At 71.5% G+C, this 15,747-nt stretch carries 15 protein-coding genes; 2 read left to right on the top strand and 13 right to left on the bottom strand.

Going from position 1 to position 15,747, the window contains the following annotated elements; all coding sequences use genetic code 11:
- Positions 1 to 18: 18 nt before the first annotated feature.
- Positions 19 to 1,245, bottom strand: a complete 1,227-nt coding sequence (gene glgC / locus OVA21_RS08675) for a glucose-1-phosphate adenylyltransferase (protein ID WP_163375953.1) — start codon at positions 1,243 to 1,245, stop codon at positions 19 to 21.
- A gap of 143 nt (positions 1,246 to 1,388) precedes the next feature.
- Here glgC and glgA point away from each other — a divergent pair, with 143 nt between their 5' ends.
- On the top strand, positions 1,389 to 2,555 hold the full coding sequence (gene glgA, locus OVA21_RS08680; RefSeq protein WP_167457807.1) for a glycogen synthase: 1,167 nt from the start codon (positions 1,389 to 1,391) through the stop codon (positions 2,553 to 2,555).
- Here the strand turns inward: glgA and OVA21_RS08685 are convergent.
- The 9 genes from OVA21_RS08685 to OVA21_RS08725 all read right to left on the bottom strand — a co-directional run bounded on the left by OVA21_RS08685 (position 2,544) and on the right by OVA21_RS08725 (position 10,372).
- Positions 2,544 to 3,509, bottom strand: coding sequence for a putative RNA methyltransferase (locus tag OVA21_RS08685; RefSeq protein ID WP_268092239.1), 966 nt, complete (start codon positions 3,507 to 3,509; stop codon positions 2,544 to 2,546). The genes glgA and OVA21_RS08685 overlap by 12 nt on opposite strands.
- Positions 3,506 to 4,978: a leucyl aminopeptidase family protein gene (locus OVA21_RS08690; RefSeq protein WP_268092240.1), complete on the bottom strand. Its 1,473-nt coding sequence runs from the start codon at positions 4,976 to 4,978 to the stop codon at positions 3,506 to 3,508. Before OVA21_RS08690 ends, OVA21_RS08685 begins: the two co-directional genes overlap by 4 nt.
- Before the next feature lie 78 nt (positions 4,979 to 5,056).
- The gene (locus tag OVA21_RS08695) at positions 5,057 to 5,224 is read right to left on the bottom strand and encodes a DUF3117 domain-containing protein (RefSeq protein ID WP_067718434.1); all 168 of its coding nucleotides are present in this window, start codon (positions 5,222 to 5,224) and stop codon (positions 5,057 to 5,059) included.
- A gap of 92 nt (positions 5,225 to 5,316) precedes the next feature.
- The gene (locus OVA21_RS08700) at positions 5,317 to 5,685 is read right to left on the bottom strand and encodes a DivIVA domain-containing protein (protein WP_067718436.1); all 369 of its coding nucleotides are present in this window, start codon (positions 5,683 to 5,685) and stop codon (positions 5,317 to 5,319) included.
- A 75-nt stretch (positions 5,686 to 5,760) separates the two neighbouring features.
- Positions 5,761 to 6,573, bottom strand: coding sequence for a dihydropteroate synthase (gene folP, locus OVA21_RS08705; RefSeq protein ID WP_083249608.1), 813 nt, complete (start codon positions 6,571 to 6,573; stop codon positions 5,761 to 5,763).
- Positions 6,574 to 6,659: 86 nt separating this feature from the next.
- Positions 6,660 to 7,217, bottom strand: a complete 558-nt coding sequence (locus OVA21_RS08710) for a TIGR00730 family Rossman fold protein (RefSeq protein WP_268092241.1) — start codon at positions 7,215 to 7,217, stop codon at positions 6,660 to 6,662.
- Positions 7,214 to 8,014 (bottom strand): TIGR00730 family Rossman fold protein, encoded by an 801-nt coding sequence (locus OVA21_RS08715; RefSeq protein WP_268092242.1) that lies wholly within the window; start codon positions 8,012 to 8,014, stop codon positions 7,214 to 7,216. The genes OVA21_RS08710 and OVA21_RS08715 overlap by 4 nt, the downstream gene beginning before the upstream one ends.
- 86 nt (positions 8,015 to 8,100) lie before the next feature.
- Positions 8,101 to 9,288: a succinyl-diaminopimelate desuccinylase gene (dapE, locus tag OVA21_RS08720; protein WP_268092243.1), complete on the bottom strand. Its 1,188-nt coding sequence runs from the start codon at positions 9,286 to 9,288 to the stop codon at positions 8,101 to 8,103.
- Positions 9,275 to 10,372, bottom strand: coding sequence for an IS630 family transposase (locus tag OVA21_RS08725; RefSeq protein WP_081470573.1), 1,098 nt, complete (start codon positions 10,370 to 10,372; stop codon positions 9,275 to 9,277). Before OVA21_RS08725 ends, dapE begins: the two co-directional genes overlap by 14 nt.
- Positions 10,373 to 10,473: 101 nt before the next feature.
- Here OVA21_RS08725 and dapD point away from each other — a divergent pair, with 101 nt between their 5' ends.
- Positions 10,474 to 11,442 (top strand): 2,3,4,5-tetrahydropyridine-2,6-dicarboxylate N-succinyltransferase, encoded by a 969-nt coding sequence (gene dapD / locus OVA21_RS08730; RefSeq protein ID WP_256819714.1) that lies wholly within the window; start codon positions 10,474 to 10,476, stop codon positions 11,440 to 11,442.
- Between the two features lie 172 nt (positions 11,443 to 11,614).
- Here the strand turns inward: dapD and dapC are convergent, their stop codons facing one another.
- From dapC to OVA21_RS08745, 3 genes are all read right to left on the bottom strand, one after another.
- Positions 11,615 to 12,727 (bottom strand): succinyldiaminopimelate transaminase, encoded by a 1,113-nt coding sequence (gene dapC, locus OVA21_RS08735; RefSeq protein ID WP_268092245.1) that lies wholly within the window; start codon positions 12,725 to 12,727, stop codon positions 11,615 to 11,617.
- A gap of 5 nt (positions 12,728 to 12,732) precedes the next feature.
- The gene (gene fdxA / locus OVA21_RS08740; protein ID WP_067718452.1) at positions 12,733 to 13,056 is read right to left on the bottom strand and encodes a ferredoxin; all 324 of its coding nucleotides are present in this window, start codon (positions 13,054 to 13,056) and stop codon (positions 12,733 to 12,735) included.
- A gap of 86 nt (positions 13,057 to 13,142) precedes the next feature.
- On the bottom strand, positions 13,143 to 15,722 hold the full coding sequence (locus OVA21_RS08745; protein WP_268092246.1) for a bifunctional FO biosynthesis protein CofGH: 2,580 nt from the start codon (positions 15,720 to 15,722) through the stop codon (positions 13,143 to 13,145).
- Between the last annotated feature and the right edge of the window lie 25 nt (positions 15,723 to 15,747).

Genomic DNA, 15,747 nt, shown 5'->3' on the forward strand with positions numbered 1-15,747 from the left:
CACCCCCCGGGCGCGAGGTCAACCCGGCAGTGAGGTGGTGGTGTTCTTGGCGACGCTCACCACGCCGCCCGCGCTGACCGGGAACCGGCTGCGATCGCGTTCGTGATCCACACCGATCAGGTCCCCGTCGCCGATGTGGCAGTTCTTGTCGACGATCGCCTTGCGGACCACGGCCCCGCGACCGATGCGGACGCCCGGCATGAGGACACTGCCCTCGACGACCGCCCCGTCCTCGACGATGACGTTGTTCGACAACACCGAGTTGCGCACGGTGGCGGCGGAGACGATCGTCCCCGAGCCGACCATGGACTCCTGGGACATGCCGCCGTTGACGAACTTCGCCGGCGGCAGGTTGTCCTGCTGGGTCCGGATGGGCCACAGGGAGTTGTAGAGGTTGAACACGGGGTGCACCGACACCAGGTCCATATGCGCGTCGTAGAACGCGTCGATGGTGCCCACGTCGCGCCAGTACCCGGCATCGCGCTCCGTCTCGCCGGGGACGTTGTTCAGGGCGAAGTCGTAGACGTAGGCCCGCTCCTGCTCGACGAGGGCCGGGATGATGTCGCCGCCCATGTCGTGGGTGGAGTCGGGCTTCTCCGCGTCCGCCTTGAGCGCCTCGATGAGGGCGTCGGTGGTGAAGATGTAGTTGCCCATGGAGGCGAAGGTCGCGTCCGGATCATCCGGCGTTCCCGGGGGGTCGGAGGGCTTCTCGACCCAGCCGCGGATCAGGTCGTCGTCGCCGGCGTCGATGCAGCCGAACGCGAACGCCTCGCTGCGCGGGACGCGGATCCCCGCGACGGTCACGGCGGCGCCGGTGGAGATGTGGTGGTCCAGCATCTGCCTGGGGTCCATCCGGTACACGTGGTCCGCGCCGAACACGACGATGTGGTCCGGCTTCTCGTCGTAGACCAGGTTGAGCGACTGCAGGATCGCGTCGGCCGACCCGGTGTACCAGCGGGGGCCCAGACGTTGCTGGGCGGGGACCGGTGCGACGTACTCGCCGCCCATCCCGCGCATGTGCCACACCTGGGCGATGTGGCGGTCCAGCGAGTGGGACTTGTACTGGGTGAGGACGAAGATCTGCATGAACCCCGCGTTGACGAGGTTGCTGAGCACGAAGTCGATGAGACGGTAGGACCCCCCGAACGGCACCGCGGGTTTGGCCCGGTCCGCCGTGAGCGGGAAGAGTCGCTTGCCCTCGCCACCGGCGAGGACGATTGCTAGGACGTGCGGCTGATTCCTCACGCCCCCACCGTATCGACTCCGCCCTCACCCGGACCGGTCATCGTGGGGTTTGCCCCCGCCCAGTACCGAACCGTAACCCCGCGGTCGGGCGGTGTTCGCCGGGCACGCCTCGGGCGGGGGCCCGAGCGACTACCTTGGCCGGTGTGCGAGTAGCGATGATGACGAGGGAGTACCCGCCGGAGGTCTACGGCGGTGCCGGAGTGCACGTGACCGAACTGGTGGCCAACCTACGGCCGCTGTGCGAGGTGGACGTGCTGTGCATGGGGGCCGACCGCGACACCGCCCGCGCTTTCCGACCGGATCCCGAGTTGGGCGCGGACGCCAACCCCGCGATCCAGACTCTCTCCGCCGGGTTGCGCATGAGCGTCGCGGCCGAGGGCGCGGACCTCGTCCACTCCCACACCTGGTACACGGGGCTCGCCGGGCACCTCGCGGGGCAGCTCTACGGCATCCCGCACGTCGTGTCCGCGCATTCACTGGAACCCAGCCGGCCGTGGAAGGCCGAGCAGCTCGGCGGCGGATACCGGGTCTCGTCGTGGTCGGAGCGCACCGCCTTCGCGGGAGCCGACGCGGTGGTCGCGGTGAGCGCCCGGATGAAGGACGAGATCCTGCGCGTCTACCCCGAGATCGACCCGGACCGCATCCACGTGATCCTCAACGGCATCGACACCTCCGTGTGGTCACCCGTCGAGACCTTCGCCGGCGAGGGTTCGGTCCTGCGCCGGAACGGGGTGGACCCGGACCGGCCGATCGTGGCGTTCGTCGGACGGATCACCCGGCAGAAGGGCGTGCCGCATCTGGTGCGCGCCGCCCGGGACTTCCACCCTGACGCCCAGCTGGTGCTGTGCGCCGGCGCCCCGGACACCCCCGAGATCGCCGCCGAGATGGAGTCGCTGGTGGCGGAGCTGCAGTCCACCCGCGACGGTGTGTTCTGGCTGCGCGACATGCTGCCGCGCGAGGAGGTCATCGAGATCCTCTCCGCCGCGACGGTCTTCGCCTGCCCGTCGGTCTACGAGCCACTGGGCATCGTCAACCTGGAGGCGATGGCGTGCGACACGGCGGTCGTGGCGTCCGATGTCGGCGGGATCCCCGAGGTGGTCGTCGACGGCGAGACGGGCACCCTCGTCCACTACGACGCATCCGCGACCGACGCATTCGAGGCCGGGCTCGCGGCTGCCGTCAACGACCTGGTGGCGGACCCGGGCGAGGCCGCCCGGATGGGGCTGGCGGGCAAGGAGCGGGCCCGTACCCGGTTCTCGTGGGAGGCGATCGCCGAGCAGACCCATCGGATGTACGCCTCACTGCTGTAGAGGCTCCCGCGGCCGTGGAGGCGGCCTCCCGGCCGGCAGCGCCCGGTAGGTGTGCACCTCGACGTGTATCCGGACCGGGCGGTCCTGCGGGCCCAACCGGGCCTCGAGCCCGGACCTGTCGAGGTGGACGCCGCTCGGCCCCATGAGCGCCAGGTCCACGGCCACCGGGGCGGGGACCTCGGTGAGCACGTCGACGGTACGCACCTCGCCGGGGCGGAAGTGGTCGGCGAGGTCCGCGTCCAGGCGGTCCGACTTGTCCGGGGCCGGTTCCAGCATGCCGCCGGCCGAACGCAGTGGCTCGAGATGGCCCGGCCCGGGAACGGCGACGACCAACGTGCCACCCGGCCGGAGCACCCGGGCGAACTCCGCCGGGTTCCTCGGGGCGAAGACCACCTGCACCAGGTCGACGCAGTCGTCCGCGAGCGGGAGTCCGTCCCAGGTGTCCGCGACCAGGGCCGCGACGTCATCGTGGACCCTGGCGAGTCGGCGCGCCGCCGCGGTGGAGATCTCCGTGCCGACCCCGAGCGCGCCGGCCGGTCGCCCGGCCCCCGCCAGCGCGTCGACGACCCCGGCGAGGTAGAAGCCCGTGCCGGCGCCGGGCTCGAGCACCACCGGTCGGGCCGATCCCGAGCGGACGCCGCAGGCCCCGGGCCCGAGCGCCTCCCGGGCGACTCCGGCGAGGATCGCCACGAGGGGGTCGAACAGTCCCGAGCCGAGGACCCGGTCGCGCGCCGCGACCTGGTCCGCGCCGTCGCCGGGGAAGCGCCGGCCGCGGGGACCGAAGAGGCTGAGGTGCCCCTGCCGGGCCCGGTCGAACGAATGCCCGGCAGCGCACACCACCGCCCGGTCCACGGCCTCCATACCCTGTCCGCAGACCGGACAGCGCAACAGCGGCACGACGCGGTCGAGGGCGGCCGGCCCCGAGCCCGCAGGTGCTGACGGGGAGGAACTCACGGGCGGGGCCGGTCCGCGAGGTCGCGGAGCAACGCCATGAGCGTGCGCGTCGCGAACCCCGTGGCCACCGGCCCGACCTCATCGATCTCCTCGGACGAGCGGGCCGGCCCCGCGATGTCGAGGTGCGCCCACGGCCGACCGTCCACGAAGCCCTCGAGGAACAGCGCCGCGGTGATGGCACCCGGCCCCGTGGGTGCCTGCCGACGGTCGGCGATGTCGGAGCGGACCGCCGGGCGCAGATCGTCGGGGAGCGGCAGCCGCCACCATCGCTCCCCCGCCGCGGCCCCCGCCGCGGCGACCCGGTCGGCGAGGTCGTCGTCGTTCCCCATGACCGCTCCCGTGCGCATCCCCAGCGCGACCTTCATCGCACCCGTGAGGGTGGCCACGTCGACGACGACCTCCGGGTCGCACTCGGCGATGCCGTGGGCGAGCGCGTCGGCGAGGACCATCCGGCCCTCCGCGTCCGTGTTCGTGACCTCGGACGTCGTTCCGCCCACGTGCGTGACGACGTCACCCGGGCGGTAGGCGGAACCGGACAGCATGTTCTCGGCGGAGGGCACCACCACGGTCAGGTCGACGTCGGCGTACCCGGGCGACCCGTCCGAACAGAACGCCGCGGCCGCCGCCACGACCGCGGCCGAGCCCGCCATGTCCGTGCGCATGAGGTGCATCCCGTCGGCGGGCTTGACCGAGATCCCCCCGGTGTCGAAGGTGATGCCCTTGCCCACCAGCAGCACCCGCGGGCCCGGGCCGGGGCGGCGGGCCACCAGGACGCGCGGGCCGGCCGCCGAGCCCCCGCCCACCGCGAGCACGCCGCCGAACCCGCCGGAGACGAGCCCCTCTCCCTCGATGACCTCGGTCCGCATGCCCGCCTCGCCCAGTGCCTCGGCCATCCGGGCCACCAGCCACTCGGGTGTCTTCAGATCGGAGGGGGCCCCGGCGAGATCGCGCGCCATCGCCGTGGCCCGGGCTTCCTCCTCGGCCGCCGCCACCGCGCGGGCGACGATCACCTCGTCGTCGCCACTGCCCGGACCGGCCGCCACCTCCACGACCAGATCGGGAACGACCGGTGCGGGGTCCGCGGCGAAGACGTCCTGGCCCCGCGCACCCAGGAGGTACCCGATGACCAGATCGCCTACCCGGTCCGCCGGTAGGGCCCCGGGCACGGCCACGGTCACCGGCCCCTCCGCCCGCGAGTCCCGTAGGTGGCGGGCCAACGCGGCGCCCGCCCGCCGGTGCCCCAGCGCGTGATCCACCGCCCCCGACCAGCCCGGACGGGGCGCGGAGTCGGCCAACTCGACCTCGACCACCGGTCGCCCGTCGTGGACGGAGACCCGCGCCTCGTCGGCGTGCCCCAGCGGCACGCGACCGGGCTCGGGAGCGCGGGTGACGACCGCCAGCGCGGCATCGGGGGCGGGACCGGAGACGACACGGAGCGAGGGCAGGGGACGGCCGGGGACGGCGGACATCGACGAGGACCTTCCGGGATATGAGTCGGCGCACCCGCCACGAGGGTCGGATGCGCCGGCATCGGTGGGGCGACGAGATCAGGAGATGGCCTGCGACAGCTCCTCGCTGAGCGACTTGGCCTCATCGGGGGTCAGCTCGACGACGAGACGCCCGCCACCCTCCAGAGGGACGCGCATGACGATCCCACGGCCTTCCTTGGCCGCCTCCATCGGTCCGTCACCGGTCCTGGGCTTCATAGCCGCCATCGAGTCGTTTCCCTTCGTCCTTGTCCGCGGGTTGGCGCACTGTACGAGCGCCCGTGCCCACGATCGGTACTGCTGAGTGGATGATGTCGATTCTAGCGCGTCCGGCCGCGTCCGGACGCCGTAGCGGGACGACCGTCCACCCCGTTCTGCGCCCCGTTCGCCGCGGCGTCCCCGGCCACGGTGACGTCCTCGCCCAACCGGGCCCGGAGCCGGTCGATCTCCACCGCCGCCTGCTCGAGTGCCCAGTCGACCTCTGCCATGGTGTATCCACGGGCCGACATGCCGAATCGCACCGACCGGAGATCATCACCGGCCAGGGCCCCGTCCGGCAGGTGGGTGACCGTGTGGTCCCGGGCCACGGGCGGCAACACCTCGGAACGGCCGAACACCACGAGCGACAGCCCGAACAGCCCCGCTGCGACGACCAGGGTGACGACCACGTAGACGACGATGGTGAGCATTCCCGTGCTCCCCTCCTGTAGTGACTAGCGCCGCGACCAGTCTGGCACACGGCCCGCCCCTGGCGGTGTGGCAAGTCACGCCAGGCCGCGTACGGTTCGCGCAGGTCGGCGCGTCCCCACGATCGACGACACCATCTCGAGGGCGCGCAGTGTGCCCGGGACGTCGTGGGTGCGGAAGACCCGCGCCCCGAGGTAGGCCGCAACCGAGGTCGCTGCGAGGGTGCCCTCCGCGCGGTCGTCCACGCCCGCGTCCAGGGTCTCGCCGATGAAGTCCTTGTTGCTCAGCGCCATGAGGACCGGGTGCCCGACCGCCACGATCTCGTCCATCCGTCGCAACAACTCGAGGCCGTGGAAGGTGTTCTTGCCGAAGTCGTGGGTGGGGTCGATGAGGATGCCGTCCGGCGGGACACCGGCCGCCAGCGCGCGGTCGGCAGCTGCCGAGAGTTCGTCGACCACGTCGCGGACGACGTCGGCATACCCCACGCGGAACGGCCGCGTCCGGGGCACCGCGCCGCCCGTGTGCGAACAGACGAACCCGGCGCGCGCCTCCCCCGCCGCGGTCAGGACGCCGGGATCGTGCCCCGCCCACGTGTCGTTGACCAGGTCCGCCCCGGCCGCCAACGCGCGCCGGGCGACCTCGCCCCGCCAGGTGTCGATCGAGATCAGCACGTCCGGGTGACGGACCCGCACCGCCTCCACGAACGGCACGACCCTGCGGGTCTCCTCCGCGGCATCGACGAGGTCGCCGGGCCCGGCCTTGACGCCGCCGATGTCGAGGATGTCCGCCCCGGCCGCCACCACCTCGTCGACCCGCGCCATCGCCGCCGTGTCGGTGAACGTGGCCCCACGGTCGTAGAAGGAGTCCGGCGTACGGTTGACGATCGCCATCACCAGCGGGCGGTCGACCGGGACCGGGCGGCCACACAGGGTGGGCGCGGGGACAGGCGCCGGGCCGACACCGGGACCGGCGGCGATCACCGGCGACCTCCACAGGCGTCTAGCGCGGCCTCGAGGTCGTCGCACACGACCAGGTGCGCCAGCGCCTCGGGTTTGACCAATCCGCCTTCCGCCAACCCTCCGACCCAGTCCAGCAAGGGGCGGTAGAAGCCGATCGGGTCATAGAGCACCACCGGCTTGTGGTGGAAGCCCAGGGAGGCCGAGGTCCACATCTCGAACATCTCCTCCATGGTCCCGATCCCGCCGGGCAGGGTGAGGAAGGCGTCGGATCGCTCCTCCATCTCCCGCTTGCGTTCCCTCATTGTGGTGACGACGACGAGTTCGTCGGCCGCGGTGTCGGCGACCTCGCGGACCCGCAGCCCCTCGGGGATCACACCGACGGTGCGTGCGCCGCCGGCTCGTGCCGCCTCGGCGAGCGCACCCATCATCGAGACGTTGCCGCCGCCGGACACGAGCGACCACCCTCGTCGGGCGATGCCCTCCCCCACGTCCGTCGCGATGGCCAGCAACTCCGGGTCGTAGGTGGAGGAGGCGCAGTAGACGCAGACACGGCGACCGGCGACCGGGGCCGTCACCGCTCGACCCCGCGGTGCTCCTCGCCGTACAGGTCCTCCCGCTCCTCGGACGTCAGCGCCGCCCTGTGGTGGGCCTCGCGGATGTACTCCACGGTCTCCGACACGGAGTCCGTCACCAGGAACAGGTCGGGATCGGACGCGGAGATCATCCCCTCCTCGGCCAGAGTGCCGCGGATCCAGTCGGTCAGTGGGGCCCAGAAGTCCACGCCGAGCAGCACGATCGGGAACCTCGTGATCTTGTCCGTCTGGACGAGGGTGATGGCCTCGAAGAACTCGTCGAGGGTGCCGAACCCACCCGGCGTGCACACGAAGGCCTGCGTGTACTTGACGAACATCGTCTTGCGGATGAAGAAGTAGCGAAAGTGCAGACCCAGGCCCACCCACCGGTTCAGGCCCTGCTCGTGGGGCAACTCGATCCCGAGACCGACAGACTCACCATCCGCCTCCCACGCCCCCTTGTTCGCTGCCTCCATCTGTCCGGGCCCGCCACCGGTCACGACTGCGTAGCCGGCCTCCACCAGCGCACGGCCCAACTCCACGGCCTGCTCGTACGCCGGGTCCCCGGGCCGGGTGCGGGCCGAACCGAACACACTGACGGCGTCCGACAGTTCGGCCAGCGCGCCGAAGCCGTTGACGAACTCGCTCTGGATGCGCAGCACCCGCCACGGGTCGGTGTGCAGCCAGTCGGTGTCCTGGTTCTTGTCCAGCAGCCGCTGGTCGGTGGTGGTGTGTTCGCCACCCTTCTCACGACGGACGAGGACGGGGCCTCGCATGTGCACGGGGTCGTTGGGGGCCATGGGCCGGGGGTCTCCTTCGATGATCTGGGGATGGGGCCGGGAGTGGCGGTACCCGGGACATGGGCGATCCCGGGGCTCCCGCCGCCCTAGCCGGTGAGGTAGGTGCGCAGCACCCTGCCGACCTCGGTGATCTGTGCCGCCGGACAGTACTCGTCACGCTTGTGGGCCATGCCGGGGTCGCCGGGGCCAAGGTTGACCGCCGGAATGCCCAGGGCCGCGAAACGGGACACGTCGGTCCACCCGTACTTCGCACGGACCCGCCCGCCGGCCGCGCGGACGAGTTCCGCCGCGGCCGGGGCCCCCAGACCGGGCAGCGCCCCCGGCGAGAGGTCCGTGAGTTCCCAGTACAGACCGGGCTCGGCGGGCGGGGTCTCCCCTTCCGCCACACGTGGGAGACCGGTCAGCCCCAGTGCGTCGAGGGCGTGCGCGAGGGCGGCATCGGTGTCCCTGTCCGGGGCGGATCGGAAGTTCACGTCGAGCCAGGCCTCGTCCGGGACCGTGTTGCCGGCGACCCCCGCCGACATGCGGACGGCCTGCAGCCCCTCGCGGTAGACACACCCGTCGATGTCCACCGACCGGGCCTCGTAGGCCGCGAGCGCCCCCAGCACCGGCGCGAGTCGATGCACGGCGTTGTCGCCCAGCCAGCTCCGCGCCGAATGGGCCCGCACGCCGCGGGCGTGGACCCGGATCCGCAGGGTCCCCTGGCAGCCGGCCTCGATGAGCCCGCCGGTCGGCTCTCCGAGGATCGCCACGTCTCCCGTCAACCAGTCGCGGTGCGTGCGTTCGAGGACACCCAGACCGTTGGCCGTGGCCTCGATCTCCTCGCAGTCGTAGAGCACCAGGGTGAGATCGTGCGCCAGCTCGTCGGAGTCCGCCAGCGCGGCGAACAGGTGCAGGAACACCGCGTCCCCGGACTTCATGTCCACTGTCCCGCACCCGTGCAGGACCGTATCCGTCCCCTCGCCGGTGACCCGGCACGGGACGTTGTGGGCCAGGGGGACCGTGTCGAGGTGTCCGGCGAGCACGACCCGGGTCGGGAGGCCCCGGGAGGTACGGGCGAGGACCCGGTTGCCGTCGCGGACCACCTCCGTCCGGTCGGCGGCGGGCCCGGTGAACCCGGCGACGGTCGCGACGAGAGCGTCGTGGACCGCGGCGGCGATCGCATCCTCCTCCCGTGAGGGACTGGGGATGTCGACGAGGGCGCGGGTGAGGTCGACCGGGTCGGCGGTCAGATCGAGGGCGGCGGTCACGGCCCCCACCCTAGTGGTCCGCATTTGAAGTCTTCTTACGGTTGGCTTTCTTGAGGACTTCGTCGGCGGTTTTCGTCCAGACGAAGGGGTGGGATCGGTGGTTCCAGCCGTCGATGAAGGCGCGGATCTTCGCGTTGAGGTCCTTGACGGATGTAAAGATCCCACGGCGGATGGCCTGGCGTTCGACGATGCCGAACCACACCTCGACCAGGTTCATCCACGACGCGTGGGTGGGTGTGAAGTGGACCTTGAACCGGGGATTTTCGGCCAGCCAGGCCTTGACGTTTGCGTGCTTGTGGGCGGCGTAGTTGTCCATCACCAGGTGCAGCTCAACTGGCTGACCGTCGGCATCGACGACATGACGGTACGCCCGCTCGATCTGCTTCAAAAACGCCAGGAACTCCTGGTTCCGGTGACGCGGTTTGAGTGCGGCGGTGACCTGACCGGTGGCGATGTCCAGCGCCGCGAACAGGGTGCTGGTGCCGTGCCGGACGTAGTCGTGGCTGCGCCGCTCGATCAGGCCGGGCTGCATCGGCAAGATCGGCTGAGTACGATCCAGTGCCTGGATCTGGGACTTCTCATCCACGCACAACACGATCGCGTTCTCCGGCGGCGCCAGGTACAGGCCGCAGATGTCGGTGACTTTGCCGACCAGCTCAGGATCGGTGGAGAACCGGAACGACTCCGAGCGCCACGGCTTGATCCCGTAGGCACGCCACGCCGTGACCACCGTCGAGGCCGAGACCTTCAACCGGGACGCCAGCAGCCGCGACGACCAGTGGGTCACGCCCAGAGACTTCGGCGGCGGCATCAAGGTCGCCGTCACGATCTCCGCGTGATCGATCGTGCGCGGCCGACCAGAACGCTTCTCATCAGCCAGGCCCCCGATGCCCTTGTCCTCGTACCTGGACCGCCAGAGGTTCACCTTCGGCCGCGACGCCCCGGCCAACTCGGCGATCTCCGCATTACGCCGGCCCTCCGAAGCCAGCAGCACGATGCGAGCTCGCTGCACCATGCCTGCCGACATCGACTGCGAGCGCGTCATTCTCTCAAGCTTCTCGCGATCGCCGGGACGCAACATCAATGCCGGGGCAGGTCGATTCGCCATGCCCCATGATTTCACAAACCCAACTGTAAAACTACTTCACACGCACGACACTAGTTGCCCGTGACCCGTGCCCGTCGGGGCAGACCGCTAGCATCGGGGCCATGAGTGCACATGGAGCCGTGGCCACCGGAATCGCCACCCTGACGTCCGACCACACCGTTCTCGACGTGTGGTACCCCGAGCCGGAGCTGGGCGCCGCGTCCGCCGGCGGTCACCGGGTGCTGTCCGGCGACGAGGTACCCGCCGAACTGTCGCCGCTGACCGGCCCCGACGCCGACCGGGGGGTCGAGACGGTGGCCGTGCGGGTGGAGATCGAGGACCTGACCCAGCCGCCGGCCGACGCCTACGACGCCTACCTCCGGCTCCACCTCATCAGCCACCGCCTCATCAAGCCGCACTTCGCGAACATGGACGGCTTGTTCGGCAAGCTCAGCAACGTCGTGTGGACCAACTTCGGACCGTGCGCGGTCCCGGGTTTCGAGCTGGTGCGCGCCAAGCTGCGGGCCCGCGGCCCGGTCACGGTGTACGGCGTGGACAAGTTCCCGCGCATGGTGGACTACGTGGTCCCGTCGGGCGTCCGCATCGCCGACGCCGACCGCGTCCGCCTGGGCGCCCACCTGGCCGAGGGCACCACGGTCATGCACGAGGGGTTCGTCAACTTCAACGCCGGCACGCTGGGCGCGTCGATGGTCGAGGGTCGCATCTCCGCGGGCGTCGTGGTCGGCACCGATTCCGATGTCGGCGGCGGGGCCTCCATCATGGGCACGCTCTCCGGCGGCGGCAAGGAGACCATCTCGATCGGTGAGCGCTGCCTGCTCGGGGCCAACTCGGGTGTCGGTATCTCGCTGGGCGACGACTGCGTGGTCGAGGCCGGACTGTACGTCACCGCCGGCACGAAGGTGGACGTCCGGGCGGGCGCCTGGGCCGAGCGGGAGCCCGTGAAGGCCGGCCAGCTCTCGGGCATGGACAACCTGCTCTTCCGGCGCAACTCACTGACCGGTTCCGTCGAGGCGGTGCCGTGGAAGCGCGAGGGCGTCGAGCTCAACGCGGATCTGCACGCCAACGACTGACGCCGACGCCCGCCGGCGGTGTCACCCTCCGTCGATCAGGACGTTCCGCCCACATCGCCCGAGAGGCGGGTGCGCGGAACGTCCTTCTCTATGGGGCGGCCGGGCGACACGGGCGGCCGGGCGACGCCGGACGCCGGACGAGGCGGGACGCCGGGTGACGCGGGCGGCCTGCTCAGCCCAGTCGGCGCACGGCCTCGTCCACCGTGGCGTCGGTGGCGGTCAGCGCGATGCGGACGTGCCGCGCCCCGGCGGGTCCGTAGAACTCGCCCGGCGCGACGAGCACGCCGCGCTCGGCGAACCAGTCCACGGTGTCGCGGCAGGCCTCGTCGCGGCTGGCCCACAGGTACAGGCCGGCCTCGGAGTGGTCGATCCGGAACCCGGCCGCCTCGACCGCCGGCAGCAGGCGTTCCCTTCGGGCCCGGTACCGCTCACGCTGCTCGGCCTCGTGGGCGTCATCGCCCAGGGCAGCCGTCATGGCCGACTGGACGGGCAGCGGCATCATCATCCCGGCGTGCTTGCGCACCTCGAGCAGCTCGGCGACCAGGCCGGGGTCGCCGGCGACGAACCCGGCGCGGTAGGACGCGAGGTTCGAGGTCTTGGACAGCGAGTGCAGTGCGAGGAGACCGGTGTGGTCGCCGTCGCAGACACGCGGATCGAGGATCGAGGGTGCCTCGCCCTCCCACACCAGTCCGAGGTAGCACTCGTCGGAGGCGACGATCACGCCGCGGTCGCGGGCCCAGCCGACCACCTTGCGCAGGTGGTCCACGCCGAGCACCTTGCCACTGGGGTTCGACGGCGAGTTGAGGTACAGCAACGTCGGCGAGGACGGGCCGAGCTGCATGAGCGAGTCGGCGCGAACCACCGTGGCCCCCGCCAGCAGTGCGCCGACCTCATAGGTCGGGTAGGCGACCTCGGGCACGACGACCGTGTGGCCCGGCCCCAGTCCGAGCTGGGCGGGCAGGCCCGCGATGAGTTCTTTTGTGCCGATCGCCGGTAGCACGGCGTCGGGAGTGAGCCCCGTGATGCCGTACCGGCGCTCGAGCGCGTCGACCGCGGCCCGCCGCAGATCGGGGGTGCCGACGGTCGTGGGGTACCCGGGCCGGTCCGAGCCTGCGGCGAGCGCCTCGCGGATCACCGGGGCGACCGGGTCCACGGGCGTGCCGACGGTGAGGTCGACGAGACCGTCCGGGTGGGCGGAGGCGCGCGAGCGGGCGTCCGAGAGGGTGTCCCAGGGGAACACCGGGAGCGCGCGCCCGGGCGGTCGACGCTCCGGGCGCGACACCACCGGGGTCACTCCTGGTTCATGGGCGGGAGCGCCTTGACCATCGGGTGGTCGTAATCGACCTTGCCGACCTTGGCCGCGCCGCCCGGCGATCCGAGCTCGACGAAGAAGTCCGCGTTCGCGGCGTTGTACTCGGTCCACTCGTCCGGGACGTCGTCCTCGTAGAAGATGGCCTCCACGGGGCAGACCGGCTCACACGCCCCGCAGTCGACGCACTCGTCGGGGTGGATGTACAACATCCGTCCACCCTCGTAGATGCAGTCGACAGGACACTCCTCGACGCAGGACTTGTCCATCACGTCGACGCACGGCTCTGCGATCGTGTAGGTCACGTCAGCCACCTTCCTCGTAGCGGTATGACCTGAATCGTATGTCACAGGCCACGCGGATGCGGAAGCCGCCCCGCGAGACGATCGACCTATGTGACGACGGTCACCCCGACGGGTCGGTGGGCGGGTCCGTAGACGGTGTCACGACGGCGGACCGGGCGTCCGATCCCGGTGGCGATCTCCTCGATCTCCTCCGGGGTCTTGGCCGAGCCGTTCTCGGCGCCGGCCATCCGCGAGATGGTCTCCTCCATCAGGGTCCCGCCCAGGTCGTCGGCGCCGGATCGCAACATGGTCCGCGTCCCCGCGACCCCGAGCTTGACCCAGCTCGTCTGCACGTGGTCGATCGCCCCGTGCAGCATGATGCGGGCCAGGGCGTGGACCGCGACGTTCTCCTCCCGGGTCGGACCGGGCCGTGAGGCGCCGGCCAGGTACAGCGGCGCGCTGCGGTGCACGAAGGGCAGCGGGACGAACTCGGTGAAGCCGCCCGTGCGTTCCTGGATCCCACGGAGGGTCCGCAGGTGGGCCACCCAGTGGCGCGGGGTGTCCACGTGGCCGTACATCATCGTCGAACTCGACCGCAGCCCCACCTCGTGGGCGGTGGTGACGATGTCGATCCACTCGGAAGCGGGGAGTTTGCCCTTGGTCAGCACCCAGCGCACTTCGTCGTCGAGGATCTCCGCCGCGGTACCGGGGATGGTGTCCAGCCCCGCCGCACGGAGCTCGGTGAGCCACTCCCGGACCCCCACGCCCGATCGCGAGGCGCCGTTGGAGATCTCCATGGGGCTGAACGCGTGCACGTGCATGGACGGCACCCGCTCCTTGACCGCGCGGACCAGGTCGGCGTACCCGGACACCGGCAGGTCCGGGTCGATGCCACCCTGCATGCACACCTCGGATGCGCCGGAGACGTACGCCTCGTACGCGCGGTCGGCGACCTCGGCGGCGGACAACGAGAACGCGTCGGCATCACCCTTGCGCTGGGCGAAGGCGCAGAAGCGGCATCCGGTGTAGCAGATGTTGGAGAAATTGATGTTCCGGTTGACGACGTAGGTGACGGTGTCCCCCACCACGTCCGCGCGGATCCGGTCGGCGAGCCCCGCGACGGCCGCCAGGCCGTCCCCGGTGGCGGTGGCCAGCGCGAGGTACTGCTCATCGGTGAGGCCGGCGGGGTCCGCCTCGGCGGCGCGCAGCGCGGCCACGACCTCGGCGTCGGCCCGCTCGGGGACGAGTGCCGCCGCCCCCAGTTCCGCCGCGCGGGCCCGGATGACGTCCCAGTTGCCGAAGGCCTCGCCGATGTCCGACCGGGTGTCCGTATTGCGGCCCTCGGAGTCGATCGCCGTGTGCAGATCGGTCCGTCCGCTCGAGTCCCAGTCGTCGTCGGGCTCCTGCCAGGGCCGTCCCTGCGGCTGCACCACCTCGTCGTCGTCCCCCACCACGGCGAGCCCGCTCGACGGGTCCGCCAGCGCACGGACGTGGCCCGCCACCCGCGGGTCGATCCACGCGTCTCCCGCACCGACGTAGCGGGGATGCGCGGTGAGTCGTTCGGTGAGCGTCCACCCGCGCGCGGCGAGGTCGGCGGTGAGCTCGTCGAGGTGCGGCCACGGCCGCTCGGGGTTGACGTGGTCCGGGGTGAGCGGAGAGATGCCGCCCAGATCGTCCGCACCGGCGTCGATCAGGGCCAGTACGTCGTCGCGGTCGACGAGGTTGGGCGGGGCCTGCACCGCCACTCGCGGGTCGAGCACCAGTCGGGCGACGGCGATCGCGGCGAGGAACTCGTCGGTGTCCGCGTCGTCCGCGGCGCGCATCGCGGTGTCCGGCTTGGCGCGGAAGTTCTGGACGATCACCTCCTGCAGGTGACCGAACTCGCGGGCGAGCCCGGCCAGCGCGAGCAGGCTCTCGGCGCGCTCGGTGCGGTTCTCGCCGATCCCCACGAGGATCCCGGTGGTGAACGGCACGGCGAGGCGACCCGCGTCGGTGAGGGTGCGCAGGCGGACGGCCGGGTCCTTGTCCGGGCTGCCGTGGTGGCACTCGCCCGGGGTGGTGAACAACCGGCTCGCGGTGGTCTCGAGCATCATGCCCATCGACGGGGCGACCGGCTTGAGGGTGGACAGTTCGGACCAGCTCATCACGCCCGGGTTGAGGTGCGGCAGCAGCCCGGTCTCCTCGAGCACCCGGATCGCCATCGCGCGCACGTAGTCCAGCGTCGAGGAGAAGCCGCGGGACTCGAGCCATTCCCGGGCCTCGGGCCACCGGTCCTCCGGACGGTCGCCGAGCGTGAACAGGGCCTCCTTGCACCCGGCCTCCGCGCCGCGGCGGCACAGGTCGATGACCTCGTCGGGGTCGAGGAACATACCCTCGCCCGCCGCCCGGAGCTTGCCGGGGACGGTGACGAACGTGCAGTAGTGGCAGCGGTCCCGGCACAGGCGGGTCAGCGGGACGAACACCTTGCGGGAGTACGTCACCACCCCGGGGCGCCCCTCGTCGACGAGGCGGGCGTCCCGGCGGCCGGCGGCGAGGGAGGTCAGCCGCGCCAGGTCCTCGCCCCGCGCGGCGAGCAGCACGGCAGCCTCGGTGACGTCCAGGGTGAGCCCGTCGGAGGCCCGGCGCAGGGCGCGCCGCATGGCCGACGCCGTGGGCCGGGGATCGGCGGGGTTCGGTGCGTGATCCATGCCCGTGATGATGCCCCACCTCGCG

Source organism: Dietzia sp. SL131 (assembly GCF_026672565.1).
Lineage (GTDB): Bacteria > Actinomycetota > Actinomycetes > Mycobacteriales > Mycobacteriaceae > Dietzia > Dietzia kunjamensis.